Origin of the sequence: Cellulomonas wangsupingiae (assembly GCF_024508275.1) — a bacterium.
Lineage (GTDB): Bacteria > Actinomycetota > Actinomycetes > Actinomycetales > Cellulomonadaceae > Cellulomonas > Cellulomonas wangsupingiae.
This window is the reverse complement of the sequence record NZ_CP101989.1, coordinates 596,955-621,473: the sequence shown is the minus strand read 5'-3', so window position 1 is coordinate 621,473 and position 24,519 is coordinate 596,955. Positions and strand designations below refer to the sequence as shown.

20 protein-coding genes and 1 tRNA gene are annotated in these 24,519 nt (G+C 75.8%); 6 read left to right on the top strand and 15 right to left on the bottom strand.

The window, feature by feature from the left end:
- Nucleotides 1-69: 69 nt before the first annotated feature.
- The gene (locus tag NP075_RS03035; RefSeq protein ID WP_227566242.1) at nucleotides 70-1,731 is read right to left on the bottom strand and encodes a S41 family peptidase; all 1,662 of its coding nucleotides are present in this window, start codon (nucleotides 1,729-1,731) and stop codon (nucleotides 70-72) included.
- A complete protein-coding gene (locus NP075_RS03030; RefSeq protein WP_227566243.1) occupies nucleotides 1,728-3,257 on the bottom strand; it encodes an amidohydrolase family protein in 1,530 nt (509 codons plus the stop codon). Before NP075_RS03030 ends, NP075_RS03035 begins: the two co-directional genes overlap by 4 nt.
- A gap of 234 nt (nucleotides 3,258-3,491) precedes the next feature.
- Between NP075_RS03030 and NP075_RS03025 the strand changes: the two genes are divergently transcribed.
- Nucleotides 3,492-4,274 carry a uracil-DNA glycosylase family protein gene (locus NP075_RS03025; protein WP_227566244.1) on the top strand — a complete coding sequence of 261 codons (783 nt, stop codon included), beginning with the start codon at nucleotides 3,492-3,494 and terminating at the stop codon, nucleotides 4,272-4,274.
- 33 nt (nucleotides 4,275-4,307) lie between these two features.
- Here NP075_RS03025 and NP075_RS03020 read toward each other — a convergent pair whose 3' ends face one another.
- A complete protein-coding gene (locus tag NP075_RS03020) occupies nucleotides 4,308-4,742 on the bottom strand; it encodes an ATP-binding protein (protein WP_227566245.1) in 435 nt (144 codons plus the stop codon).
- A gap of 95 nt (nucleotides 4,743-4,837) precedes the next feature.
- Nucleotides 4,838-5,071 (bottom strand): PspC domain-containing protein, encoded by a 234-nt coding sequence (locus tag NP075_RS03015; RefSeq protein WP_227566246.1) that lies wholly within the window; start codon nucleotides 5,069-5,071, stop codon nucleotides 4,838-4,840.
- A 449-nt stretch (nucleotides 5,072-5,520) separates the two neighbouring features.
- On the opposite strand from NP075_RS03015, the gene NP075_RS03010 reads away from it, so the two are divergent.
- Together NP075_RS03010 and ligD are read left to right on the top strand one after the other, a co-directional pair.
- Entirely contained in the window at nucleotides 5,521-8,430 is a 2,910-nt protein-coding gene (locus tag NP075_RS03010) for a helix-turn-helix transcriptional regulator (protein ID WP_227566248.1), read from the top strand.
- A gap of 37 nt (nucleotides 8,431-8,467) precedes the next feature.
- Entirely contained in the window at nucleotides 8,468-9,532 is a 1,065-nt protein-coding gene (gene ligD, locus NP075_RS03005) for a non-homologous end-joining DNA ligase (RefSeq protein ID WP_227566249.1), read from the top strand.
- Nucleotides 9,533-9,559: 27 nt separating this feature from the next.
- On the opposite strand, the gene NP075_RS03000 is transcribed toward ligD, so the two are convergent.
- Nucleotides 9,560-10,552, bottom strand: a complete 993-nt coding sequence (locus NP075_RS03000) for a M15 family metallopeptidase (RefSeq protein ID WP_227566250.1) — start codon at nucleotides 10,550-10,552, stop codon at nucleotides 9,560-9,562.
- A gap of 183 nt (nucleotides 10,553-10,735) precedes the next feature.
- Between NP075_RS03000 and NP075_RS02995 the strand changes: the two genes are divergently transcribed.
- Nucleotides 10,736-12,076: a hypothetical protein gene (locus NP075_RS02995; RefSeq protein WP_227566251.1), complete on the top strand. Its 1,341-nt coding sequence runs from the start codon at nucleotides 10,736-10,738 to the stop codon at nucleotides 12,074-12,076.
- Nucleotides 12,077-12,135: 59 nt separating this feature from the next.
- Entirely contained in the window at nucleotides 12,136-12,495 is a 360-nt protein-coding gene (locus NP075_RS02990; protein WP_227566252.1) for a hypothetical protein, read from the top strand.
- A gap of 10 nt (nucleotides 12,496-12,505) precedes the next feature.
- Here NP075_RS02990 and NP075_RS02985 read toward each other — a convergent pair whose 3' ends face one another.
- From NP075_RS02985 to NP075_RS02940, 10 genes are all read right to left on the bottom strand, one after another.
- Entirely contained in the window at nucleotides 12,506-13,216 is a 711-nt protein-coding gene (locus NP075_RS02985; RefSeq protein WP_227566253.1) for a LiaI-LiaF-like domain-containing protein, read from the bottom strand.
- Nucleotides 13,217-13,267: 51 nt separating this feature from the next.
- On the bottom strand, nucleotides 13,268-13,465 hold the full coding sequence (locus NP075_RS02980; protein ID WP_227566254.1) for a hypothetical protein: 198 nt from the start codon (nucleotides 13,463-13,465) through the stop codon (nucleotides 13,268-13,270).
- A gap of 154 nt (nucleotides 13,466-13,619) precedes the next feature.
- Nucleotides 13,620-13,692: transfer RNA gene (locus NP075_RS02975), tRNA-Thr, on the bottom strand.
- A gap of 78 nt (nucleotides 13,693-13,770) precedes the next feature.
- Complete coding sequence (locus NP075_RS02970) at nucleotides 13,771-15,294, bottom strand: alpha/beta hydrolase (protein WP_227566255.1); 1,524 nt, start codon at nucleotides 15,292-15,294, stop codon at nucleotides 13,771-13,773.
- Between the two features lie 30 nt (nucleotides 15,295-15,324).
- Complete coding sequence (locus NP075_RS02965) at nucleotides 15,325-16,461, bottom strand: DNA polymerase III subunit delta' (RefSeq protein ID WP_227566256.1); 1,137 nt, start codon at nucleotides 16,459-16,461, stop codon at nucleotides 15,325-15,327.
- Nucleotides 16,458-17,117: a dTMP kinase gene (gene tmk, locus NP075_RS02960; RefSeq protein ID WP_227566257.1), complete on the bottom strand. Its 660-nt coding sequence runs from the start codon at nucleotides 17,115-17,117 to the stop codon at nucleotides 16,458-16,460. Before tmk ends, NP075_RS02965 begins: the two co-directional genes overlap by 4 nt.
- Nucleotides 17,118-17,168: 51 nt before the next feature.
- A complete protein-coding gene (locus NP075_RS02955) occupies nucleotides 17,169-18,182 on the bottom strand; it encodes a Gfo/Idh/MocA family protein (RefSeq protein ID WP_227566258.1) in 1,014 nt (337 codons plus the stop codon).
- 224 nt (nucleotides 18,183-18,406) lie between these two features.
- A complete protein-coding gene (locus NP075_RS02950) occupies nucleotides 18,407-19,423 on the bottom strand; it encodes a PDDEXK family nuclease (RefSeq protein ID WP_227566259.1) in 1,017 nt (338 codons plus the stop codon).
- A gap of 370 nt (nucleotides 19,424-19,793) precedes the next feature.
- Nucleotides 19,794-22,520, bottom strand: coding sequence for a type I DNA topoisomerase (gene topA, locus NP075_RS02945; RefSeq protein ID WP_227566260.1), 2,727 nt, complete (start codon nucleotides 22,518-22,520; stop codon nucleotides 19,794-19,796).
- Nucleotides 22,521-22,625: 105 nt separating this feature from the next.
- Nucleotides 22,626-23,588: a phosphatase PAP2 family protein gene (locus NP075_RS02940; protein ID WP_227566261.1), complete on the bottom strand. Its 963-nt coding sequence runs from the start codon at nucleotides 23,586-23,588 to the stop codon at nucleotides 22,626-22,628.
- 177 nt (nucleotides 23,589-23,765) lie between these two features.
- Between NP075_RS02940 and NP075_RS02935 the strand changes: the two genes are divergently transcribed.
- The gene (locus tag NP075_RS02935; RefSeq protein WP_227566262.1) at nucleotides 23,766-24,518 is read left to right on the top strand and encodes a response regulator transcription factor; all 753 of its coding nucleotides are present in this window, start codon (nucleotides 23,766-23,768) and stop codon (nucleotides 24,516-24,518) included.
- The last annotated feature ends 1 nt before the right edge of the window (nucleotide 24,519 follow it).

Here is a 24,519-nt window from a genome sequence, read left to right as displayed (position 1 = left end):
GGCCGCGGCGGCCCGCGTCCGGGTCCGCCCGGTCGCCCGGTCCGCTCCGGGCACGGTGGCCGCCGCGGGTCACCCGCCCGCGAGCAGCCCGGTGCAGAACTCGAGCAGGTCGTGGTTGCCGTCGACGAGGTCGCGCTCGGTCATCTCGTGGTGCTCGTCCCCGACGACGCCGACGTCCTCGACGACGAGCCCCGCCCCGCGCCCGGACCGGACCATGCGCCGCACCGACACCGCGAAGCCGATGCCCGGCGGCAGCGGCGGCAGCTCGCGGCGGGCCGCGTGGTAGGCGTACTGCACGTCGTCCGCCATCCAGACGTTGGCACCGCCGGCCCCCGACGCGGCCCCCACCGAGACGACCCGCCCGATGCCGTGGTCGACGACGCCCGCGGCGAACAGGTCGCCGCACGAGTAGGTGTTCGCGTCCACGACCGCGACGACCGGCCCGTGGTAGGCGCGCTCGACGCGGTCGAACGCGTCGGGGTCGGTGATCGGCAGGTGCTGCGAGAACTCCTCCCCCAGCTCGAGCGCCGCGCGTGTCGAGCCCGCCCAGTCGGCGAGGTCGGCGCCGTTGCCGTCGGCCTCGGTGATCGCCACCATCGCCCGGGTCGCCCGGCAGGCGAACCGGGCCGGCTCCACGGGGGCGTCGGTGAACAGCCCGAGCACGCGCTCGGCGGTCTCGATGACGCCGCCGGGGTTGGCCCGCAGGTCGACGACCAGGCCCGACGGCGGCAGCGCGCGCAGGAGGCGGGCGACCTCGTCGACGAAGCGCCCGGTGTGCTGGACGTCGAACGTCCACAGGCGCAGGTACCCGAAGTCGCCGCGCGACGTGGTGACGGGCCGGGCCGCGACGGCGTCGGAGAAGTCCGTCGGCAGCCACCCGGCGTCGCCCGCGCGCGCGACGGCGTCCCGACGCTCCGCCTCCCACAGGTCCGTGGCGAACAGCAGCTTGCGGGCCCGGCGCGTGCTCTCGCCGATGGCGTCGATCGCGCGGCGCGTGCGCGTCCCGAGCAGCGTGTCCGCCGTCGCGGCCGACCGGGGCCGGATCGCCCGCCACTCGAAGCGGACGGTGCGGTCGGCGCCGGCCGCCGGGTCGTCGGCCTGTCGGTAGCCGACGTCGACCCACAGCTCGTCCGGCGGCGGCAGGTAGGCGAGCGGGCGCTGCGTGAGCGTCTGCAGCGCACGGGCGCGGCGGGCGTCGGGACGGCCGCCGGTGAGGGTGTCGGCGTACAGGTCGACGGCCCGCGCGAAGGGCACGCCGTTCCACGTGGTGACGTGCACGCCCGGCGCGAACGCCGGGTCGGGGACGTCGTCGGTGACCTTCGTGACGGCGAACGTCGGCGACGTGTAGGGCCCGAAGGACTCGACGAGGAACGGCATGGCCGCGACGTACGTGCTCGTCGCCTCGTCGGCCGACCCGACGAACAGCTGGGTGTGCTGGTCCCGCAGCCGGTTGATCAGCCGCGTCAGCGCACGCAGGAACCCCGCCGAGTCGAGGAACGGGATGTCGCGCCGCAGCGCCGCCAGGGCGGCGACGGCATCGAAGCCGTACAGCGCGCGCTTCTGGCCGTAGTGCACGTAGACGTCGGTGAGCAGCGTGGTCCACAGGTCGACGAGGTCCTGCCGCTGCGTGGCCGTCAGGACGACCGGGGACGACGCGTCGGCGCGCGGGACGACGTCGTCGAGCGGGGCGCCCGTGCGGGCCTTCCGCGCCGTGTCCCCGTCGGCGGTCACGGCAGGAACGTCGCGCGCAGGGGTGCGAGCACGCCGCCCTGGATGGGGGACGCGTCGAGGGCGTCGAAGAACGCCGCGTCGTGCTCGACGGCGGGCACCGGCGGGATCCGCACCGCGGCGGGGTCCTTGGGCGGGCCGGCGCGGCCGGTGCGCCGCGTGTCGGGCATGTCGAGGAAGAGCTCGAGCTCGGCGTCGGGGGCGAACCGGGGGCCGGCGGCGGCGCGTGCCTGCGCCGCGACGACGGCCTGCTGCGGGTCCCGCTGGACGGCGTCGAGCGTGCCGGTGACCTCCTCCCACGACCAGGCCGCCGCGGGGTCCTGCGGGTCGGGCAGCGCGACGCGTCGCGGGCGGCCACCGACGGTCGCGGTGAAGCTGGGCGGGGCGCCGGCCGCCTCCATGAGGTCGGCGTCGCCGTACCGCGGCACGCCGCCGACGACGACGAGGGCGACGTCCTGCTCGCGCGCGGCGACGACGCCCGCCCACGGGTCGCGGCCGTGCGCACGGATGACGACGACGTCGGCGAACGCCCCGGGCACCAGACGTCCGACGGGGCGGTGCCAGCACCGCTCCAGGAGCGTGCCGGGGTTGCTCGTGACCATCTCGACGATCTGCGCGTCGGTGAGGTCGTACCCGAGGTGGTCCGCGGCGATCCGCGCGACCTTCATCTCGCCAAGCAGGTTCTTCGTGCCCGACGGCCCCCAGTCGCTGCCGAGGCAGACGGTGACGCCGCGGGCGCGGGCGTCGTCGACGAGCGTGGTCTCGCCGTAGAGCACGAGGTTGGACAGCGGCGACCAGACGACACCGCCCGCGGCCGCCGCGTCCCAGTCCGCCCAGTGGGCGGCGTCCACGGCGCAGCAGTGGACGGCGATGAGCGTGCTCAGCAGCCCGTCGGTGCGCTGCAGGTCGGTGTAGTCCTGCAGGACGCGCGACCCCCGCCGCCCCTCCGCGCAGTGGTAGATGAACCCCGACCCGGCGTTCATCCGGCGCACCGACTCGGTGAGCGCGTCGGCCGTCCTGGTGACCACCGACGTGTAGATCAGGTCGTCCCTGCCCGTGCCGGCGTCCTCGCTGTCGACGTTGCGCACCACCGTGCGGTAGCCCCGGTTCGACGTCGGCCACCCCTGTGCCGCCGTCGCACCGCCGGCCATCGCGCGGACCTGCACGTACGCGAGCAGCGCCTCCGGGCACGCCTTGGCGTACACCCACGCCGGCTCGGTGACCGACCCGGTGTAGGTGTCCGCGTCCGGCCAGTGCTTGTTGTGGCGCCAGGGCTCCGTGCGGCCCGGCTCCGTCCACAGCGGCAGCGCGTCGTACGCGAGGTGGTTGTGCATGTCGACGAAGCCGGGCAGCACCAGGTCGTCGCCGACGTCGACCTCGGTCGCCCCGCTGAACCCGGCGCGGCGCCTGCGCCCCGGGGTGACCTCGACGACGCGGTCGTCCTCGATCCACACGCGCCCGCGGCGCGGCGCCGCGTCGGCACCCTGCGCCATCGGCAGGACGCGTCCCGCCAGCACCAGCTGTGCCATGACCGGCCCCCCGCCGACAGGCCCGACGTGCGGGGGTGGCGTCCGGGCGTGCACGTCGTGCTCACGGTGGATGCGGCCGCGCCACCGAGGCTCCCCCAGGCACCCGGGGCGGGTGTCGCCGATGCTACTCGGCGCGCTCCGGGGGGACACGGGTGAATCGCGGACGCCGCGTGTGGCGCCGGACCCGTTCCGCTGGGACGCTCGGGAGGAAGGGCTCGGGAACAGGGGGACCCGATGATCACCGACCCGTTCGACACCGGACCCACAGGCGTGTTCCGGACGCTGTGCCGCATCTACCCCGACGACACCGTCTTCCGCGGCGCCGACGGCTTCCGGTCCCTGTGGGGGCCGATCTTCTACCGCGGGCGCGCCAACGGCACCGCGCGCCTCCTCGTCATCGGTCAGGACCCCGCCCAGACCGAGGCGTTCACGCGTCGGATCCTGTCGGGGCAGGCGGGGCGCCGGGTGCAGGGGTTCGTCGAGAAGCTCGGGTTCACCAAGAGCTACCTCATGGTCAACGCGTTCCTGTACGGGATCTACCACCAGGGCATGGCGCTGCCGCACCTCAACGACCCCGGGATCCAGGCGTACCGCGACCGCTGGCTGCGGGCGGCGCTGGCCCCGGGCAGGATCGAGGCGGTCGTCACCTTCGGGACCCCCGCGTTCCACGCCTGGCAGGCGTTCACGCAGTCGCCGGAGGGAGCCGGGGTGGACGTGTTCCAGCAGCGGGCCCTGCACCCGACCGCGGACAAGGAGGGTGGCCCGATCACGCGCCAGGACCTCCTGGACAACTGGAACGTGGCGCTCGGTCGGCTGCACGCCCAGATCCGCGACCCCGACGAGCAGCGGCCGCTGGTCCCCTACGGGGACGACTTCACGCGGGCCGAGCTCCCCGAGATCCCGAGCCGGGACCTGCCGATGGGCCTGCAGCCCTGGATGCGCAGCACCGACTTCTGGGCGACGCTCGCGTCCCCGCCGGGCACCGAGCGCGCGAACATCTCGGTCGAGGTCCCGTAGGGCGGACCCGCGACGCCCGGCCGACGGGCGGTGTCACTCCTCCGTGTCGACCTCGAACCACACGGTCGTGCCGCCGTCCGGCAGCCGCGCCGATCCCCACACGGTCGACAGCGCCTCGACGAGCGCCATCCCGCGCCCGCTGGCCGCCGTGGGCTCGGGGTGACGGACCTGCGGGACGCCGCCGCCGCGGTCGGTGACGGCGACGCGCACGACGTACCCGTCGACCCGGACGGCCACGCGCACCGGCTCCCCGGCCGGCCCGTGGATGACGGCGTTGGTGACGAGCTCGCCGGTCAGTAGCTCGATGACCTGGTTCGACGCACCGCCGACACCCGCACCGGCCACCGCCCGCATCACCCAGTGCCGCGCCTGGCGCGGCGTGGTGCGCTCGGCGGTCAGGACCACCTCGTCGTCGAGCAGGGGCGGGGGTACGCCGCGGCGGCTGCGAAGGTCACGGACTTCTCCCACGGGCACAAGGGTGCCTGACGCGGGCCGGTCCCGCCGCCCGGGACCGCGGCGCGGACGGGTGACGGGACCGTGACCTGGACGGTCGACCGGGGCGGTCAGGGGGTGCGGGCGGGCGGCACCCACCCCTGCGACGGCATGCAGAACCACAGGCCGGCGTAGACGACCACCGACGGCCCGGGCAGGACGAGCAGCAGCACGAACACCAGCCGCACCACCCAGGTCTCCACGCCGAGCCGCGCCGCCAGGCCCGTGCACACCCCGGCGAGCCATCGTCCCGTCTGCGGCCGTGAGAGCCCTGCACGTGCGAAGGCCGCGCGTATGCCGTCCATCCGTCCTCCAAGTTCGTCGGTACGACGAGTCTGGTCGTCCGCCGCGCCCGGCGCCTCCGGGGCGGGCCCCCATCCGCCCCTGACCCGACCCCGAGCCGCCCTGAGGTACCTCAGACGCCCCCCGACGCCAGGTGCTGGGCGGTCGCCCGATGCCGCCCGGCACGCCTCAGGACGACCGTGGACGACGTGCCGGGGAAGGTCCGCGACCCGCGCGAGGGGGACCGCCGCGGACGTGACCAGGAGGACGACATGAGCACGGAGCTGTGGGGACCGGCGCTGGACGCCGAGATCGCCTACCGGCGCGAGTCGATCGAGGCCGGGGTGCGGCGGGCACGCGCCGGGAGCGCGGTACGGGCAGCCGCACCGCGCGACGCCGACCGCACCCGTGCGGCCCGCCGCCGCGGGCGTCGGTGGTGGCTGGTTGGATCGGGGGCGTGGCACGCGGTCCGATGAGCACACCGTTCGTGGCGCGCGCGGCGCAGGTCGCCCGGCTGACCGAGGCGCTCGACCGCGCGCGCACCGGCGCGCCCTCGCTCGTCCTGCTGGGCGCGGACGCGGGCGTCGGCAAGACCCGCCTGCTGCGGCACGTCGGTCAGGTCGTGGCCGGCGACGGCGCGCGCGTGGTGACGGGCCACTGCGTGGACCTCGGGGAGATCGGGCTGCCCTACCTGCCGTTCGCCGAGGCGCTGGGGGTGCTGCGGAGCGTGGAGCCGGACGCCGTGGCGGACGTCGTCGCGGCGCGGCCGGCGCTCGCGCGGCTCGTGGGCACGGCGGCGGACGTCGCGGCGCCCTCGGCGTCGGACGCCGACGAGCGGCGCGAGCTGTTCGAGGGCGTCGTCGAGGTGCTCACGGCCTGCGCGTCGCCCGGGCAGCCGCTGCTGCTGGTCCTGGAGGACCTGCACTGGGCGGACGCGTCGAGCCGTGACCTGCTGCGGTTCGTCGTGTCGCGCCTCGCGGCGCAGCCGCTGCTCGTCGTCGCGACGTACCGCACGGACGACCTGCACCGCCGCCACCCGTGGCGGCCGGTGGCCGCCGAGCTCGCGCGGCACCCGCGCAGCGAGCACCTGGCGCTCGAGCCGTTCGCCGGTGACGAGCTGCGGGAGTTCGCGGCCGCCGTCGCGGGCCGGCCGCTGCCCGACGCGCTCGTGCACCGCCTGCGTGAGCGCGCCGAGGGCAACGCCTACTTCACCGAGGAGCTCATCGAGGCCGGCGCGGACACCGACGCTCTGCCCTGGTCCCTCGCCGACGTGCTGCGCACCCGCGTCGAGCGGCTCGACGCGACGACCGTGCGGCTCGTGCAGCTCGCGTCCGCCGCTGGACGGCGCGTGCCCGAGCCGCTGCTGCGTGCCGCGGCCGACGCCGACCCCGCCAGCCCGGACGGCACCGTCGACGCGGCGCTGCGCGAGGCCGTCACCCAGCACGTGCTGGTCGTCGAGGACGGCCGGATCGCGTTCCGGCACGCGCTGCTCGCGGAGGCCGTCTACAGCGACCTGCTGCCGGGCGAGGTGTCCGCAGCGCACCGGGCGTTCCTCGTCGCCCTCACCACGGCGACCTGGCCCGGCGCGGCGGCGCAGCGCGCGAGGCACGCGCTGCGCGTCCCGGACCTGCCGGTCGCCCTGACGGCGTCGTGGCAGGCCGCCGAGCAGGCCCGGCGCGTGCTGGCCCCGGCCGAGGAGCTGCGGCACCTCGAGGCGGTCCTGCGGCTCTGGGACGCGGTGCCGGACGTCGCGGCGACGCTGCCCGAGCCGCGCGCCATGGTGCTGCGGCTCGCCGCGGGCGCCGCCAGCCGCGCCGGCGAGTCCGAGCGCGCGGTGCAGCTGGCCCGGGCGGCGGTCTCGGCAGCGGCGGACCCGGCGGCGCGCGCCCGGGCACGCACGACGCTGGCACGCCACCTGCTCGGCATGGAGGACGTCGACGCCGCACTGACGGAGGCAGCCACCGCGCTCACCGAGCTGGGCCCCGACCCGTCGTCCGAGCGCGCGTGGGCCCTCGCGACGTACGCCCGCGCGGCGCTCAACGTGGGGCGCGAGGACGAGGCGGCCGAGGTCGCGGCGCGCGCCGCCCAGGTCGCCCACGAGGCCGGTGACGCCGCCGCGGAGTCCGACGCGCTCACGACGACCGCGGTGGCCGAGCACCTCGACCACGAGCGCTCGACACGCCTGCTGACCGAGGCGCTCGCGCGGGCCGAGCAGACCGACGACCCCGCCACCGAGCTGCGGATCCGGTTCAACCTGACGACGAACGCCTACTACGCGGGCGACCTGCCGCGCGCGGCCGAGCACGCCGCGGCCGGGCGGCGGCGGGCCGCGGCCCTCGGGATGACGTGGGCGCCGCACGGTGTCGACCTGCGCACGCTCGACACGCTGATCCGGTTCGTGCGCGGCGACCTGTCGTCCCTGCCGGCGGACGCCGACGGTGCGCCGGGCTACGCGCGCGCCGTCGTCGCGGCCACCGACCTCTACGCCGCGACGGCCCGCGGGGACGCCGACGTGCCCGAGCGTGCCGCCGCGCTCGAGCCGTGGTGGCCGCGCGACGCGCTCCTCGCGCTGACGGCGGGCGGCAACGCCGTCGACGCCCTGACGTGGCAGGGCCGCACCGCGCAGGCCCGGGCGTACGCGGACCGGCTGGACGCCCACATGCGGTCCCTGTGGTCGCCGGAGTACCTGGGCGGGATCTGGCTGACCGCGCTGGCGCTGGCGGCGGTGGCCGACGAGGCGACCGTGCGGCGCGCCGCCGGCGACGACGTGACCGCGCTGCTCACGGAGGCGGGTGCGCGCCTCGCGCGCGTCGAGCACACCGCGCGGCACGGCAGGCCGCACGGCGGGCGGCTCGGGCCGGAGGGGCGCGCGTGGCTGGCGCGCGCACGTGCCGAGCACGCCCGGGCGGCGGGCGACGCCGATCCGGAGCTGTGGCGTGCGGCGGTGGCCGAGCTCTCGTACGGGCACCGGTACGAGACCGCGCGCACGCGGTGGCGGCTCGCGGAGGCGTTGCTGGCGACCGGGGACCGGGCCGCGGCGGGCGCGGAGGCGGGGACCGCGCTCGCCGAGGCCCGGGCGATCGGCGCGGTCCCGTTGGCCGAGGCCGTCGCCGGACTCCTCCGTCGCGCGCGGCTCGGGGGCCCGGCGGAGCCGCGCGGGGACGTGCTCACCTCCCGCGAGGCCGAGGTGCTGGCGCTCGTCGCGCAAGGGCTGTCCAACCGGCAGGTCGGCGAGCGGCTGTTCATCTCGGGCAAGACCGTGTCGGTGCACGTCTCGAACCTGCTGGCCAAGCTGGGGGCGTCGGGCCGCACCGAGGCGGTCACGATCGCGCACGAGCGCGGGCTGCTGGGCCGGCACGAGGCGGCCGACGCCGCCGGGTGAAGGGCGCGTGTCGGCGCGCGGCCCTACGGTGTGAGCCATGGCACAGACCTCGGCGGTGGAGCTCGACGTGCGCGGCCGCACGGTGCGGGTCAGCAGCCCGGAGCGCATCGTCTTCCCGGAGCGCGGGCTGACGAAGCTCGACGTGGTGCAGTACTTCCTCACGGTCGGTGACGGCATCCTCGGCGCCCTGTTGGAACGTCCGACGACGCTGGAGCGCTGGCCGAAGGGCGTCTTCGAGGGCGCGCGGATGGCCACGCGGCAGGACTCGACGGGCGACGCGTTCTACCAGAAGCGCGTCCCGCAGGGGGCGCCGGAGTACGTCGAGACGTCGCGCATCGCGTTCCCGTCGGGGCGGACGGCCGACGAGGTCGCCCCGAGCGAGCTGGCCGTGGTCGCGTGGGCGGCGAACCTGGGCACGCTCACGTTCCACCCGTGGCCCGTCGTCCGGGCCGACGTGGACAAGCCCGACCAGGTACGCATCGACCTCGACCCGCAGCCCGGCACCGACTTCACCGACGCGGCCCGCGTCGCCCCGCACGTCCGCGAGCTGCTCGCCGAGCACGGCCTGCAGGGCGTCCCCAAGACGTCCGGCGGTCGCGGTCTGCACGTCTTCGTGCCGATCGAGCCCGTGTGGTCGTTCACCGACGCACGCCGCGCGACCATCGCGTTCGGCCGCGAGCTGGAGCGGCGCCTGCCCGACGAGGTCACGATGAAGTGGTGGAAGGAGGAGCGGGGCCGCAAGATCTTCGTCGACTACAACCAGATGGCCCGCGACCGGACGATCGCGTCCGCGTACTCCATCCGCTCCAACGCCCGTGCCACGGTCTCCGCGCCGCTGACGTGGGACGAGGTCGACCAGGTCCACCCCGACGACTTCGACGTCCTGACCATGCCCGAGCGGTTCGCCGCCGTCGGGGACCTCTTCGCGCCGCTCGTCGCGCACGCCGCCCCGCGGTACCGCCTGGACTCGTTGCTCGAGCTCGCGGACCGGCAGGAGCGCGACGAGGGCCACGGTGACCTGCCCTACCCGCCCGAGTACCCCAAGATGCCCGGCGAGCCCAAGCGCGTGCAGCCGAGCAAGGACCGCGACCGGGCACGCTGACCCTGCGCGCCGGCCCTCGAGCGGTGCTCAGCCGCGGTACTCGTAGTGCCAGTACTCGGGGTTCGACCCGTTCTGGCGCGCCCACGCCGGCGACACCCAGCCGTAGGCCGGGCCGTTGGCCACCAGCCACGCGCGCGCCGCCGAGTCCCAGCCGTAGTCGCACGGCAGCTCGGGGACGTCGAGCGCCAGGCCCGTCCCGTGCGAGGACGTGCCGGGGACGGCCGCGACCGACCCCAGCGCAGCGCGCATCGCGACCTGCGTGTCGTAGTCGCGGTAGGTCAGGTCGAGGGCGAGGTCGTGGCCGAGCGCGGCCCGGAACGCCGCGTTGAGCCGCTCGAGCGCCGCTGCCGCGTCGGACCGCAGGTAGAAGGGCGTGCCACGGGAGTCGCGGGTCCAGGACACCGCGCTCAGCGCCGACGGCGCCAACCGGCCGTTCGAGCCGTCGCCGCCCTCGGTGGGCGTCGACGTGTAGAACGCGGGTCCGCCGTACGTCGTCGCGCAGCGGTCGCCGCCCCCGGACGACGACGAGCCCGCCGACGCGCCCGACGACCCGCGGCGCGCGGCTGCCGACGCCGCCGCACGAGCCGCCTCCTCCTCGGCCAGCCGCACCTCCTGCGCCGCGACGGCCGCCAGCACCGCCTGCTCCGCCGCGGCGACGGCGGACGCGAGGCCCCGGGCGGCGGTCGGTGAGGCCGTCGCCGCGGCGGCCTGGGCCGCGTCGAGGCGCGCGGCCAGCTCGACGCGCACCGCGTCGTCGCCGACGTCGCCCGCCGATCCGTCGAGCGTCGCACGCCCCTGGGCGACCGCGCCCTCCAGCGCCGAGCGGGCGTCCGCGAGCACGGTCCCCCCGGCGTGGGACGAGGCGCTCAGAGCCGCCCGCGCCCGCGCCTCGTCGTGCGCGGCCGACAGCGCCGCGTCGACCCGTTCCCGCGCCGCCGCGTGCAGCGCGCGCTCCTCGCGCTGCTCCGCCGACGCCCACAGGTGCAGGCCACCGCCCGCACCGAGCGCGAGCGAGACCACGGTGACGGCGGCGATGGCGGTGCGACGGATGGCGGACTCCCCTGACGGCGGACGCCCACGCTAACCGAGGGCCGTCCACGGGGCCCACCCGACCGTCGCGGGGGTACGCAGAAGGCCCCGACGCGGGACGGCTCACACGTCCGAGGGCTCAAGCCCGCTCCCCGAGGCGCCGATGTCCCGAGCATGGACACCGTCTCGCCCGCGATCGCGGCGAGGTCCGCCGCCCCCACGGGCCCCGTGCTGGCACGGTCGCTCACTCCCGGCGAGGCCGCGCACCTCGACCGGCTGCGGGACTGGCTGCGCCACGACGGCACCGACGCGCAGGACGTGGACGCGCTCGACGCCCGCTGGGAGCGCCTGCTCCTGACGCACCCCGCCGACGCCCCGGCACCGGCCGGCGTCGCGGCCGCGATCGGCATCGCGGTGGGCGACGTGCTCGTCGCGTCGGTCACCGGCGCGGTGTGGATGATGTGCCCGGGACCCGAGGGCGCCACCCCCGGCGTCCTGCTCCCGGCTCGCCCGCACATGCCCGTCCTGCCCGTGCTGGACGCCCACGCACGCTGGAGGGTGCGCTCCCCCCGCTGGACCGTCGACTACGCCGAGCGCGCCGCCGCCCACCTGCGGGCCGGCCGGCTCGAGGTGCCCACGCCGCACCCCGCGCCCGGGACGCCGGAGGTCGACACGGCGGCGGCCACGCCCGGGATTGGCAGCCTGCCCGCGGTGACCGACGCGTCGAGCACCGAGTCCGCGGCCTGGGAGGCGGCGTTCGCCGACGAGGCACAGCCCTCCGCACCGCCGCCCTCGGCACCGCAGGACGCCGCACCGTGGGTGCCGGTGTTCGTCGACGACACGCACGGCCGGCTCCCCGCCCGCACCACCACGCCACCGGCCGGGACCCCGCACGTGCCGGCCCCGCCGGAGCCCGAGGTGTGGACGCCGACGTTCGTCGACCGGCGCACCGAGGCGCCGGACGACCAGGCTCCGCCGCCCGTCGTGGCACCGCTCGATCCCGTCGCACCGCCCGCTCCCGTCGCACCGCCGGTCGTCCCACCGCTCGCTGCGGACGAGGCGTCCTCGGCCGTGACCCCCGGGCGCGGCATCGCGGTCCACACGGACCGGCCGCTGACGCCGGAGGACCTGCCGCACCGGCCGTCCGAGCGCGTCCAGGACCTCGCGCTGCGCGCCCTCGAGCTCGCCCTCGACCGCGCCGTCCGCGACGCCACCGGGTGCGCGCCGTTCGTGCTGGTCCGCGAGGGCGACGACATCGAGGTGCTCGACTTCGCGCCCTCGGCCTCGGGCCTCGCCGAGGCACGCGAGGCCGCCCGCTCCGGCGGGTACACCGCGGCGGCCGTCGCGTGGACGAGCCACGCGGACGCGACGCGCCCCTTCCCGCGGGTCGTCGTCGACGCATCGGCCCCCGGTCGTCCCGGCATCCGGGTCGCGCACTCCTTCGCGCACGACGAGGACGGCGGCCGCGAGGTCGGCGGCCCGCAGGTCGTCGGGCAGTCGGCGCCCGTCCTGTAGGCACGGCGGCCCGCCCTGCCGGCACGGCGGGCGTCGGTGGCCGGTCCTACGCTCGGCGCATGGCCGACCCGGGCACACCCTCACGGGACACCCCCTCGCACGCCGCGGCGGAGGCCCGCCTGCACGTCGTCGCCGGGGCGTTCGCCGACCGCCCGGGCGTCGTCCTGCCCGCGTCCGGCGGCCGCCACTTCGGCACCGCGACGCTGCGCGTGCACGGCCGGATCGCGGCGTTCACGCCCGGCGACCACCTCGTCGTCAAGCTGCCGGCCGCGCGGGTCGCCGCGCTCGTCGCGTCGGGCGAAGGGCTGCCGTTCCCCGACGGGCGCCCACCGATGCGCGAGTGGGTCGCCGTCGTGTCCGACGATCCCGGCGTCTGGTCCGACGTCCTGGACGAGGCGCTGATGTACGTCGGCGGGTGACGCGGCGAGGTCAGACCACCGGCGCGTCGGTGATCCCCGGCTGGACCGACCGCTTGCCGTGCCGGATCTCGGCACCGCCCATGATCGTCACGAGCCGCACGTCGAGCACCGGTCCCCCGCCGGCAGGGGGCTCGGTCTTGTTCTCCCAGGCGCCGAGCAGCGGCAGCCCGGACGTGCGGACCTCCCAGGTGCGGGGCACCTTGATCTCGACGCCGCCCCAGAACGCGAAGACGTCGACGCGCGCGGTGCCGTCGATGTCCGCCTCCCGCAGGTCGAGCTCGACGCCGCCCATGATCGCGGTCAGGCTCGCGGACCGGAACGTGCGGGAGCGCGTCCGACGCTCCGTGCCCCACCAGAACGCGATCGCCGTGATGCGCTCGCCCTGCTCGTCGCGCGCCGCCGCGCCGACGGTGATGCCGAGCCCGATGAAGATCACCGCGACCGGCCACAGGTAGTCCCAGACGCTCACGTCGAGCACGTCGAGCCGGTCGAGCAGCAGCACGACGCCGGCGACGGTGATCACCAGCGGGCCGTACCACGCACGCGGCACCAGGAGCAGGGACGTCACACCGACGAGGACCACGGCCAGCGGCCACAGCGTGGCGGCGACGGTGCCGAGGTCGACGTCCAGCGCCCCCGTGCGGTCCAGCAGGAGCACCACCCCCGCGAGCACGACGAGCACGCCGAGGAGAACCTGACCGAGGGAGCGACGACCGTCCATGACCGTCAACCTAGTGGCACCCGGCACCGGGGCGAGGGACGCAGTGCCAGGTCAGGAGACCGGGAGGGCGTCGACCGGGTGGTCCGCGCGCGTGGCGGCGGTCCGCACGCACTGCGGGCAGGGCTCGCAGTCCTCGCGGCCCTCGATCTTGTCGAACCAGGCGAGGTTCCGCCCGACCGGGCAGTCGTCGTCCTCGTGGAAGATGTGCGCCGCCGTGCTGCGGGCGGAGTGGTAGGGACGAACACGCATGTCGGCCTCCTTGCCGAGACGCCATGCCCCGTCGTGGGGGCCGTTCTCGCAGGCTAGGAGAACCGACCGATCGGGACCAGGGACCTCGGTCCGTGGTCGGGACGACGAAGGCCCCACCGCAGCGTTCACGCTGCTGGTGGGGCCTTCCGACCGGAGCCGCCTAAGGGAATCGAACCCTTGACCTTCTCATTACGAGTGAGACGCTCTGCCGACTGAGCTAAGGCGGCGTCGTCGGGCGGACACGCAGGAGCGCGGCCGTTCGGCGAGCGCGCCCACTGTACCCGGCGGGCGCCCCGACTCCAAAGTCAGCAGGTCGTCCCGTCGGCCGGGGCCTCGCCGGTGAGCAGGTACGTGTCCACGGCGCTCTTCACGCACTGGTTCGACCGGCCGTACGCCGTGTGCCCCTCCCCCTCGTAGGTGAGCAGCACCGCGGACGACAGCAGCTCGGACAGCGACTGCGCCCAGGCGTACGGCGTCGCGGGGTCGTTCGTCGTGCCGATGACCACGATGGGCGCCGCGCCCTGCGCCTCGTAGGACTCGAGCGCGCCGACCGCGGGGACGGGCCACGCCGCGCAGCCCGCGCCGCCGTAGGAGAAGAACTCCCCGACCGTCGGGGCCACGGCCTGCACCTCGGCCGCGTCCGCGCGCATGTCCGCCGGGTCCGCGGAGGGCCGGTCGTCGAGGCACATGATCGAGGAGAACGCCTCGTTCTGGTTCGACGAGTACGTGCCGTCCGGCTGGCGCCCGTAGTAGCTGTCGGCGAGCTGCAGCAGCACCGAGCCGTCACCCTTGTCGATCGCACCGGTCAGCGCCTGCGTCAGCAGGGGCCAGCTCGACTGCGTGTACAGGGGCGCGGCCACGCCGCTGAACGCCAGCGACACCGTCAGCTCGCGGTCCGTGCCCGTCGGCAGCGGGTTGGCCCGGATCCGGTCGAACATCTGCCCGATCTGCGCGAGGCCCTTGTCCGCGTCACCGTCCAGCGGGCACTGCGGACCCGCCTGGCAGTCCGTGACGTACGCACGCAGCGCGCTCTCGAAGCCGGCCGCCTGCCCGGCGGCGACCTCGCCCGAGTCGAGCGTCGGGTCGAGCGCCCCGTCGAGGACGAGGCGGCCGACGCGCTCGGGGAACAGCGCCGCGTACGTCGCACCCAGGTCGGTGCCGTAGGAGAAGCCGAGGAACGTCAGCGCCTCGTCGCCGAGGACGGCCCGCAGCACGTCCATGTCGCGCGCCGCGCTGGCCGTGTCGACGTGCCCCAGCAGCGGGCCCGTGCGCTCGAGGCATGCCTGGCCCAGCTCGCCGTTGCGGGCGACGGCCTCGGCGATGCCCTCGTCCGTCGACCAGTCCGGCACCCACGCGGTGAGGGCGTCGAGCTCCGGGGGGTCGACGCACGTGATCGGCGTCGAGTGCTGCACACCGCGCGGGTCGAACGCGACCATGTCGTACACCGCCAGCACGTCGCGCGAGACGACCTGCCGGAAGAACCCGACGGTGTCGACCGCGGACCGCCCGGGACCACCGGGGTTCACCAGCAGCGACCCCACGGGTGAGCCGCCCGACGCCGGCACGCGGCGCAGCGCGATCGTGATCGTCTCGCCGCCGGGCTCGGACCAGTCGAGCGGCACGGTCGCGTCGGCGCACTGCTCGTCGCCGCACGTGGTCCACTCCAGGACCTGGTCGTAGTAGCGGGACAGCGCGGGGTCACCGGTCGCGGACGCGGAGACTCCCGGGGTCGGGGACGAGGCCTGGTGCTTCGGCGCGACGCATCCGGTCAGACCGAGGGCGACGAGGGCGACGAGGGCGCACCGGCGCAGGGCAGGACGCGTCGGCATGCGTCTACGGTAGTCGCCCGCGCCCGGTGCTCAGCCCTGCGGACGCAGCGCGATCGCCATCGCCTCGACCGCCAGGAGCGGCGCGACGTTGCCGGCCAGCCGCGTGCGCGCCTGCCCGACGGCGTCCATGCGCCGCAGCGTCTGCTCGGGGGTGCTGCCCGCCGCGAGGGCACGCACCTCGCCCTCCTGCTCGACGTTCACGAGGTCGACGTCGGCGCCGAGCTGCACCACGAGGACGTCCCGGTACAGGGAGAGCAGGTCGACCATCGCGCGGTCGAGCACGTCGCGCTGCGCGCGCGTCGCCCGGCGCTTCTGCTCCTCCTCGAGCTGGCGCACCTGGGCACGCAGGGACGGCGGCAGGGTGTTCGCGCCCTCGGCACCCATCCCCCGCAGCAGCTCGTTGCGCTCGGCCGCGTCGCGCTCCTCGGTGGCCGCCTTGGCGTCGGCCTGCGCCGTCTCGACGAGCTCGCCCGCGGCGAGCACCGCGTCGCCGACGCCCCGCACGCGCGACGCGAGCGACAGCACGGAGGCGCGCGCGGCCCGGGCCTGCGGGTCGCGGGCGAGGCGCCGGGCGATGCCGATGTGGCTCTGCGCGGCGCGCGCGGCGACCTGCGCGACGTGGGGATCGGCGCCGTCGCGGCGCACCAGGAGCTCGACGACCGCGTCGACCGGCGGGACCCGCAGCGCGACGGACCTGCTGCGGGAGCGGATCGTCACCAGCACGTCCTCCGGGCTGGGTGCGCACAGCAGCCACACCGTGCGCGGCGGCGGCTCCTCGACGGCCTTGAGCAGCACGTTCGCGCTCTGGTCGTTGAACCGGTCCGCGTCCTCCACGACGATGACGCGCCAGCGGCCCTGCGACGGCGAGCGCTGCGCGAGCTCGACCAGGGGCCGCGTCGCGTCGACGCGGATGAACACACCCTCGGTCGCCACCAGCGTCACGTCGGGGTGCGCACCCGACAGCACGGTGGTGCACGCGTGGCACGTGCCGCACCCGTGCGACTCGCACTGCAGCGCGGCCGCGAAGGCCCGCGCCGCGTTGGACCGGCCCGAGCCCGGCGGTCCCGTCAGGAGCCAGGCGTGGGTCATCGCCGACGGGTCCTCCACGGCGTGCCGCAGCACCTCGACGGCAGGCTCCTGGCCGACCAGGTCGTCCCAGACGCTCACGACGCCCCCACCGCACCCAGCAGCGGCGCGAGCCGCTCCCGCACGAGCGCCGCGACGTCCTCGGGCGGCTGCGCCGCGTCGATCACGAGCCACCGGTCGGGGTCGGCGGCGGCCCGTGCGAGGAACGCGGCGCGCGTGCGGCGGTGGAACTCCGCCCCGGCGGACTCCAGCCGGTCGGGGTCGCCCGTCAGGCGGGCGAGGCCCACGGCCGGGTCGAGGTCGAGCAGGACCGTGACGTGCGGCAGCAGGCCCTGCACGGCCCACAGCGAGAGCTGCTCGACCTCGTCGGCGCCCAGGCCGCGGCCCGTCCCCTGGTAGGCGACGGACGAGTCCAGGTACCGGTCGGTCAGCACGACGGCGCCGCGGGCGAGCGCCGGACGCACGAGCGACGCGACGTGGTGCGCGCGGTCCGCCGCGTACAGCAGCGCCTCCGTGCGCGGGTCCAGGTGCTCGCCGTGCAGGACCGCGCGACGCAGCTCGAGGCCCAGCGGCGTGCCGCCGGGCTCCCGCGTCACGACGACCTCGCGGCCGAGCGTCGCCAGGTGGTGACCGAGCAGCGCGACCTGCGTCGACTTGCCGACGCCGTCGCCACCCTCGAAGGACACGAACACCCCGGGGGGTGCGTCGTCGACGAGGACGGCGGGGTCGGTGCTCACGGCGTCAGGCTAGCCGCAGCCGCCGACACCTCCGCGCACCGCCGACCGGCGTCAGGCGGTCGGCTCGCCCGGGTACGCGACCCCGACCTGCCGACGGATCTCGTCCATCGTCGCCATGACGTCGAGCGTCCCCTGCCACGACATGCGCGGGCTCTCGGTGTCACCGTCCGCCACGCGACGGGCGACCTCGGCCGCCTCGTACTGCAGGCCGCGCGACGCCGGCTGCTCGAAGACCCACCGGCGCCCGTCGCGCCGCTCGACGCGGAACGACGTGGGCGCGTAGAAGTTCCCGGCGACGCGGATGTACCCCTCCGTGCCGGAGATCGACGAGGTCGTCGGTGTCTTCGCCCACAGCGTCGTGCTCAGCGTCGCGAGCGTGCCCTGGCCGTACTCGAGCACCGTGGAGATCTGCCCGTCGACGCCCGTGCTCGTGAGCTGCCCGTACGCGTGCACACCGGTCGGCACGCCGAGGAAGTCGTGCGCCCACGCCACCGGGTAGACGCCCAGGTCCAGCAGCGCGCCGCCCGCGAGGGCCGGGTCGTACAGGCGGCTCGCCGGGTCGAACGCGAAGTACTGGCCGTGGTCGGCGCGGATGTTGACGATGTCACCGATCTCGCCCGCGTCGATGACCTGGTGCAGGGCGGCGACGTGCGGCAGGAACCGGGTCCACATCGCCTCCATGACGAAGACGCCCGCGGCCCGCGCCGCGTCGAACACCTCCTGCGCCTCCGCGACGTTGCGCGTGAACGCCTTCTCGACCAGCACGTGCTTGCCCGCCCGGATCGCGAGGAGCGCGTGGTCCCGGTGCTCCGAGTGCGGGGTCGCGACGTACACGGCGTCGACCTGCGGGTCCTCGACGAGGTCGCGGTAGCCCACGTGGGTCGTCGGGATGCCGTGCGCCGTGGCGAACCGCTCCGCGCGGTCCCGGTGCCGGGACCCGACCGCGACGAGCTGCGCACGCGTGAACTCGCGCACCGAGTGCGCGAACTGGCTGGCGATGCCGCCGGCGCCGATGATGCCCCAGCGGATCGGCGGGGCGCTGCGGGGGTCCTCGGTGCGAGCCATGGCGCCAACCTAGCGCCCGCCGGCGGCACCCGGCAGGCCGTACCTGCACGCCGCACCGGGGCCGAGCCTCGTCCGCGCGTGGCTCCGCCCCCGGTCGGCGGCGGACGCCCGGAGCCACGCGGCCCCGGCCCCGCACGCCCCCCTCACCCGGCGAGGGTCCGACACCCGAGACGCGTGCCCCGCGAGACCGGCCGTACGTCGCTCATGGACCTCGATGAGCCACCTCAGCCCGGTCTCGCGGGCGGCGGGTCCCGCATCGTGGACCGCGGCACGTAGCGGGCGACGGTCGCGGCGACCCGTCCCGCGCGGACGTCGGCCGCCGTGAAGCGCAGCAGCAGCGTGCCGGTCGCGACGACCGCGTTCTGCCGCTGCCGGTCACGGAACACCGCCTCCGGCGTGGTGTGCGGACCGGCCCCGTCGATCTCGACCACCAGCAGACGACCGTCCTCGAGTCGCCAGCCCAGGTCGCCCAGCGCCACGACCCGGCCCCGCCCGTCGCGCACGGGGACCTGCAGGTCGTGCGGCGCGACGCCCGCGTCGCGGCACTGCAGCCGCGCGCGCGTCTCGAGCGGGGACTGCGCACGCCCGTCGACGAGGTCCCACCACCCGGCCGCACGACGGCTGCCGCGCCGGCCGTGCGCGCGGCGCCGCACGTCGTCGAGCTGCTCGGGCGCCAGCAGCCGCCGCTGCACGGCGGAGTCGAGCACCGCGACCGCGTGCTCCCGGTCCAGCTCGCACACGGCCTGGGCCAGCGCGTCGACCGGCCCGGCGACGTGCAGGGCGCCGACCTGCTGCACCGCGCCGAGGTCCAGGCCCACGTCCAGGCACCGGACCCGGACGTCGCCGCCGGGGGCCCGGTGCGTGCCGTCGGGCAGCGCCGCCTCCGGGCGGATGCGAGCGGGCAGGCCCTGCACCCCGAGCAGCGCGAGGGCGCACGCACCCACGGCGACGGCGCGCGTGCGGTCCAGCGCGAGCACCGCGAGCCACGCCGCCCGCCGCCGCGCGTGATCGGCCGGGTGGACGCCGGCCCACACCTCGGGGCCGCCGCCGGCCGCCACCGCGAGCGCGGGTGCGGCGTCGTGCACACCGCGGACGACCGGCAGCAGCATCCCGGCGCGTCGCAGCGCCGCCCGCCGCGCGGACCCCACACCGGCCGCGTCGCACTGCCCGGAGTCGAGCAGCCCGTCCTGCACCTGGGCCGTGCGGAGCAGGTGGTCCGGGAGCGGGGCGGTCGGTCGCACGCCCCACCCGACCACGCGGCGCGTCCGCCGGCGGCGACCCTGGCCCGCCCTGTGGACGACGGCGTCACCGACCGCCCTGTGGTCGGCCCGACGCCCCCACCGACGTCCCGGACGGACGCCCCCGACGTCCCACCCCACGAGACGCCCCCGCCGCGAGACCGGGCGCAGATCGCTCACGACCCCCGTTGAGCGATCTACGGCCGGTCTCGCGGCGGGGGTGTCCCGGTGAGTGGGACGGGTCGGCACGGGACCCGGACGCCGGGGCGAGGCGCCGCGAGCTGGGCGGAGCCGTCAGCGACCGAGCCGGCCCGTCGCTCACCGGGCGAGCCGTCGCAGGGCACCCGGGCACCCCCGGCACCCGGCCGGACGGTCAGCCCTTGGCGGCGGACTTCTTCCGTGCCGGCGCCTTGCGGGTCGTCGTGCGCTTCTTGGCCGGACCGGCGGCACGCTTCTCCGCCAGCAGCTCCACGGCCTGCTCGGGGGTGATCGACTCCGGGGTGACGTCGCGCGGCAGGGTCCGGTTGGTCTCGCCGTCGGTGACGTACGCGCCGAACCGGCCGTCCTTGACGACGATCGGCTTGCCGCTCGTCGGGTCGGTGCCCAGCTCGCGCAGCGGCGGGGTCGCCGTCTGCCCGCGCCCCCGCTTGGGCTGCGCGTAGATCGCGAGCGCCTCGTCGAGGGTGATGTCGAAGAGCTGCTCCTCCGACGCCAGCGTCCGCGAGTCCGTGCCCTTCTTCAGGTACGGCCCGTAGCGACCGTTCTGCGCGGTGATCTCCGCGCCCGACTCCGGGTCGACGCCCACGACGCGCGGCAGCGACAGGAGGCGCAGCGCGTCGTCGAGGGTCACGGTGGCCAGCGACATCGAGGAGAACAGCGACCCCGTGCGCGGCTTCGGCGCCGCGGCCAGCGCCTTCTTGCGCGCGGCGGCGGACAGGCCCGGGTCCAGCTCGGGCTCCGGCAGCACCTCGGTGACGTAGGGCCCGTACCGGCCGTTGCGCGCGACGATCTGGTGCCCGGACTCCGGGTCCGTGCCGAGCACCTTGTCGCCGTCGGGCATGGTCTCGAGGAGCTCGCGGGCCTTGGCCACGGTGAGCTCGTCGGGCGCCAGGTCGTCCGGCACGGAGGCGCGGCGCGGGTCGGCGTCCGGCCCGTCGCCGGGCGCCTCGAGGTACGGCCCGTACCTCCCGACGCGCAGCGTGATGCCGTCGCCGATGTCGATCGAGTTGACCTCGCGCGCGTCGATCTCGCCGAGGTTGTCGACGAGCCCGCGCAGGCCGCCGGTCTCCAGCGAGTCGGACCGGTCACCGAAGTAGAACTCGGTGAGCCAGTCGACGCGGCCCTTCTGACCTGCGGCGATGGCGTCGAGGCTCTCCTCCATGCCGGCCGTGAAGTTGTAGTCGACGAGCCGGTCGAAGTTCTCCTCGAGCAGCCGCGTCACGGCGAACGCGAGCCACGTCGGCACGAGCGCCTGCCCGCGGTTCGTGACGTACCCGCGGTCCTGGATGACGCCGATCGTCGCCGCGTACGTCGAGGGGCGGCCGATGCCGCGCTCCTCGAGCGCCTTGACGAGCGACGCCTCGGTGAAGCGCGGCGGCGGGGACGTGCGGTGGCCGTCGGCCGTCAGGTCGGACGCCGTCAGCGGGTCGCCCTGGGCCATCTGCGGCAGCCGCGCGTCGTCGGACGCGCCCGACGACGCACCCTCGGCCTCGTCGTACCGGCCGCGGTCGCGGCCCTCCTCGTACGCCGCGAGGAAGCCGCGGAACGTGATGACGGTGCCCGAGGCGGAGAACACGGTCTCCACGGGGCCGTCGGCCGGGGTCGCGGTCGCGGCCAGGCGCACGGACGCGGTCTGGCCGCGCGCGTCGGCCATCTGGGAGGCGACGGTGCGCTTCCAGATGAGCTCGTAGAGCTTGAACTGGTCGCCGGACAGCTGCCGCGCGACCTGCGCGGGCGTGCGGAAGTGGTCGCCCGCGGGGCGGATGGCCTCGTGGGCCTCCTGCGCGCCCTTCGCCTTCGACGCGTACACGCGCGGCTTGTCCGGCACGTACTCCGACCCGTACAGCTCGGCGACCTGCCGGCGCGCGGCGTCGATCGCCTGCGTCGACAGCGTCGGCGAGTCGGTCCGCATGTAGGTGATGTAGCCGTTCTCGTACAGCGACTGCGCCGTGCGCATGGCCTGGCGCGAGCTCATGCGCAGCTTGCGCGACGCCTCCTGCTGCAGCGTCGACGTCGTGAACGGTGCGGCGGGACGCCGCGTGTACGGCTTGGTCTCCAGCGACTGCACGGTGAAGGCGGCACCCTCGAGCCCGGCGACGAGCGCCGACGCGCGCGCCTCGTCGAGGGCCACGGTGTCGCGCGTCTTCAGCGTCCCGCGGTCGTCGAAGTCCCGGCCCGAGGCGACGCGCGCGCCGCCGACCCCGGTCAGGCGGGCGGAGAACGTCGGCTCGCCGTCGTCCGCGACGGCGAACGTCCCGGTGACGTCCCAGTAGTCGGCCGCGACGAACGCCATGCGCTCGCGCTCGCGCTCCACGACGAGCCGCGTCGCCACGGACTGCACCCGCCCGGCGGACAGGCCCTGGCGGACCTTGCGCCACAGCACGGGGCTGACCTCGTAGCCGTACAGCCGGTCGAGGATGCGCCGGGTCTCCTGCGCGTCGACGAGCCGCTCGTCGAGCTCGCGCGTGTTCTCCAGCGCCCGCGTGATCGCCTCGCGCGTGATCTCGTGGAACACCATGCGCTTGACGGGGATCTTCGGCTTGAGCTCGGCCAGCAGGTGCCACGCGATGGCCTCGCCCTCGCGGTCCTCATCGGTGGCGAGGTAGAGCTCGTCGGACTCCTTGAGGAGCTTCTTGAGCTCGGCGACCTTCTTCTTCTTGTCGGCGTCGACGACGTAGTACGGCGTGAACCCGTTCTCGACGTCGACGGCGAACTTGCCGTACGGGCCCTTCTTCATGTCCGCCGGCAGCTCCGAGGGCTGCGGCAGGTCACGGATGTGACCCACGGACGCCTCCACGTCGAACTCCTCGCCGAGGTACCCGGCGATCGTGCGCGCCTTCGCGGGGGACTCCACGATGACGAGCTTGCGACCTGCAGACATCTGAGCGGCCTTCCGTGCCGTGGGCGGTGACGACGTTCTCGTGGCGGGCCATGGGCGCGCCACGACGCGTGGACACCGCCTCCGAGGGGACTCTACGTGCTGACGTCAAACGGGTGTGGACGCGGTCTCGTCCCGCGAACCTGCGGCGTGGCGCAGCAGGAGCATGACCGCGAAGGCCAGGCAGCAGGCCGCGACGACGCCCGCGACGCCCCCACCGTAGGCCAGCAGCTCGGCGCCGCGGCCCGCGAGGTCCGCCCGCCCCGCCCACGTACGCGTCAGGAGCAGGACGGCCACGCCGCCGGTCACGACGCCGAGGGTCGCGAGCGCGAGGGCCGTGCGGCGCGTGCTGGCCCACCAGGGGTCAGGGGCGTCGACGCGGCGGAGCATCGCGGTCGCGGTGCCGGCGGGGCCGGGCCGGGCCGCCATCGCGCCGCACACGATCGCGGTCCAGCCGAGCACGACGAGGGTGGCGGCGACGACGTCGGACGGCCGGTGCCACTGACCCACGAGGGTCGAGACGCCCGTGAGCGCCGTGTACGCCACCCCGAGCACCGCGACGAGCGGGCGTGCCCGCGGCGGCACGACGAGCAGCAGCGCGGCGGCGACGGAGCCCGCGGCGGTCGTGTGACCGCTGGGCAGCGTGTTGCCGTAGTCGGCACCGACGCCCAGGACCGGGCGGTCGAGCAGGTCCTGCTTCACCAGGCGGGTCGTGAGGTTCGCACCGCCGACGAGGACGGCGACCTGCACCGCGAGGGACCAGCGCCGACGCACGACGGCGACGGCCGCGGCACCCAGGATGCCGCCGGCGACGAAGCCGACGGACACGACGTCGAGCACGGGGTCCGCGACGCGCCACAGCCGACCCTGCCCGATGGCCGCGCCGTCCAGCGCGGTGTCCTCGACCCGTTGACCGGCCCACGTGTCGACGAACACCCGCCACAGCAGCCACACGCCGACCGCGCACAGCACGGCGACGACGCCGCAGACGACTGCGAGCCCGCGGCGAGCGCGCGGTCTGCTCTGCGCGGACGGGCCCGGGACGACCGGGACGGGGAGGCCCTCGTGCACCGTCACACGGTAGGCCACCGGAGCACCCCGGTGGTCACGTCCGCGTTCCTGCCCGCAGCTCGTCGGGGTGCGGCGTCCCCCGGCACCGCTGCGCACCCCGACGCCGCACGTGCTGCGCCCAGGCAACTCACAGGGGTGCTCCAGCGCGGCCACAGCGCACCGTCCCACCATGGGGTCATGACCACGACCGCCTCCGCCCCGCACCCGATGCGCCGGCCCGACCCGCTCACGCGAGCCGACGGCAGCCCTGTCCGCGCACTGGTGGTCGACGACGAGGCCAACCTCGGCGAGCTGCTGTGCACCGCGCTGCGCTACGAGGGCTGGCAGGTCGAGCACGCGCTGACGGGGCAGGCCGCGATCCGCAAGGCCCGGACGCTGCAGCCCGACGTCATCCTGCTCGACGTCATGCTCCCCGACCTGTCCGGCCTGGACGTGCTGCGCCGCATCCGCCAGACCCTGCCTGCCGTGCCGGTGCTGTTCCTCACCGCGCGCGACGCCGTCGAGGACCGTGTCGCCGGCCTGACCGCCGGTGGCGACGACTACGTGACCAAGCCGTTCAGCCTGGAGGAGGTCGTCGCGCGGCTGCGCGGCCTGCTGCGGCGCGCCGGCGCGGTCGCGCAGCGCGAGGACTCGGTGCTCGTCGTCGGCGACCTGCGGATGGACGAGGACAGCCACGAGGTGTGGCGGGGCGACGACGAGATCCGCCTCACCGCCACCGAGTTCGAGCTGCTGCGGTACTTCATGCGCAACCCGCGCCGCGTCCTGAGCAAGGCGCAGATCCTCGACCGCGTGTGGCAGTACGACTTCGGCGGCCAGGCGAACATCGTCGAGCTGTACGTGTCGTACCTGCGTCGCAAGATCGACAAGGGCCGGGAGCCGATGCTGCACACCCTGCGCGGCGTGGGGTACGTGCTGCGCCCGGCGTCCTGAC

What these genes read in the sequence shown, in the direction of transcription:
- topA (WP_227566260.1), bottom strand. Translation starts at nt 22,520, where the DNA reads ATGTCTGCAGGTCGCAAGCTCGTCATCGTGGAGTCCCCCGCGAAGGCG.
- NP075_RS02985 (WP_227566253.1), bottom strand. Translation starts at nt 13,216, where the DNA reads ATGGACGGTCGTCGCTCCCTCGGTCAGGTTCTCCTCGGCGTGCTCGTC.
- ligD (WP_227566249.1), top strand. Translation starts at nt 8,468, where the DNA reads ATGGCACAGACCTCGGCGGTGGAGCTCGACGTGCGCGGCCGCACGGTG.
- NP075_RS03030 (WP_227566243.1), bottom strand. Translation starts at nt 3,257, where the DNA reads ATGGCACAGCTGGTGCTGGCGGGACGCGTCCTGCCGATGGCGCAGGGT.
- NP075_RS02990 (WP_227566252.1), top strand. Translation starts at nt 12,136, where the DNA reads ATGGCCGACCCGGGCACACCCTCACGGGACACCCCCTCGCACGCCGCG.
- NP075_RS03015 (WP_227566246.1), bottom strand. Translation starts at nt 5,071, where the DNA reads ATGGACGGCATACGCGCGGCCTTCGCACGTGCAGGGCTCTCACGGCCG.
- NP075_RS02995 (WP_227566251.1), top strand. Translation starts at nt 10,736, where the DNA reads ATGGACACCGTCTCGCCCGCGATCGCGGCGAGGTCCGCCGCCCCCACG.
- NP075_RS03010 (WP_227566248.1), top strand. Translation starts at nt 5,521, where the DNA reads ATGAGCACACCGTTCGTGGCGCGCGCGGCGCAGGTCGCCCGGCTGACC.
- NP075_RS02935 (WP_227566262.1), top strand. Translation starts at nt 23,766, where the DNA reads ATGACCACGACCGCCTCCGCCCCGCACCCGATGCGCCGGCCCGACCCG.
- NP075_RS03025 (WP_227566244.1), top strand. Translation starts at nt 3,492, where the DNA reads ATGATCACCGACCCGTTCGACACCGGACCCACAGGCGTGTTCCGGACG.
- NP075_RS02980 (WP_227566254.1), bottom strand. Translation starts at nt 13,465, where the DNA reads ATGCGTGTTCGTCCCTACCACTCCGCCCGCAGCACGGCGGCGCACATC.
- NP075_RS02970 (WP_227566255.1), bottom strand. Translation starts at nt 15,294, where the DNA reads ATGCCGACGCGTCCTGCCCTGCGCCGGTGCGCCCTCGTCGCCCTCGTC.
- NP075_RS02955 (WP_227566258.1), bottom strand. Translation starts at nt 18,182, where the DNA reads ATGGCTCGCACCGAGGACCCCCGCAGCGCCCCGCCGATCCGCTGGGGC.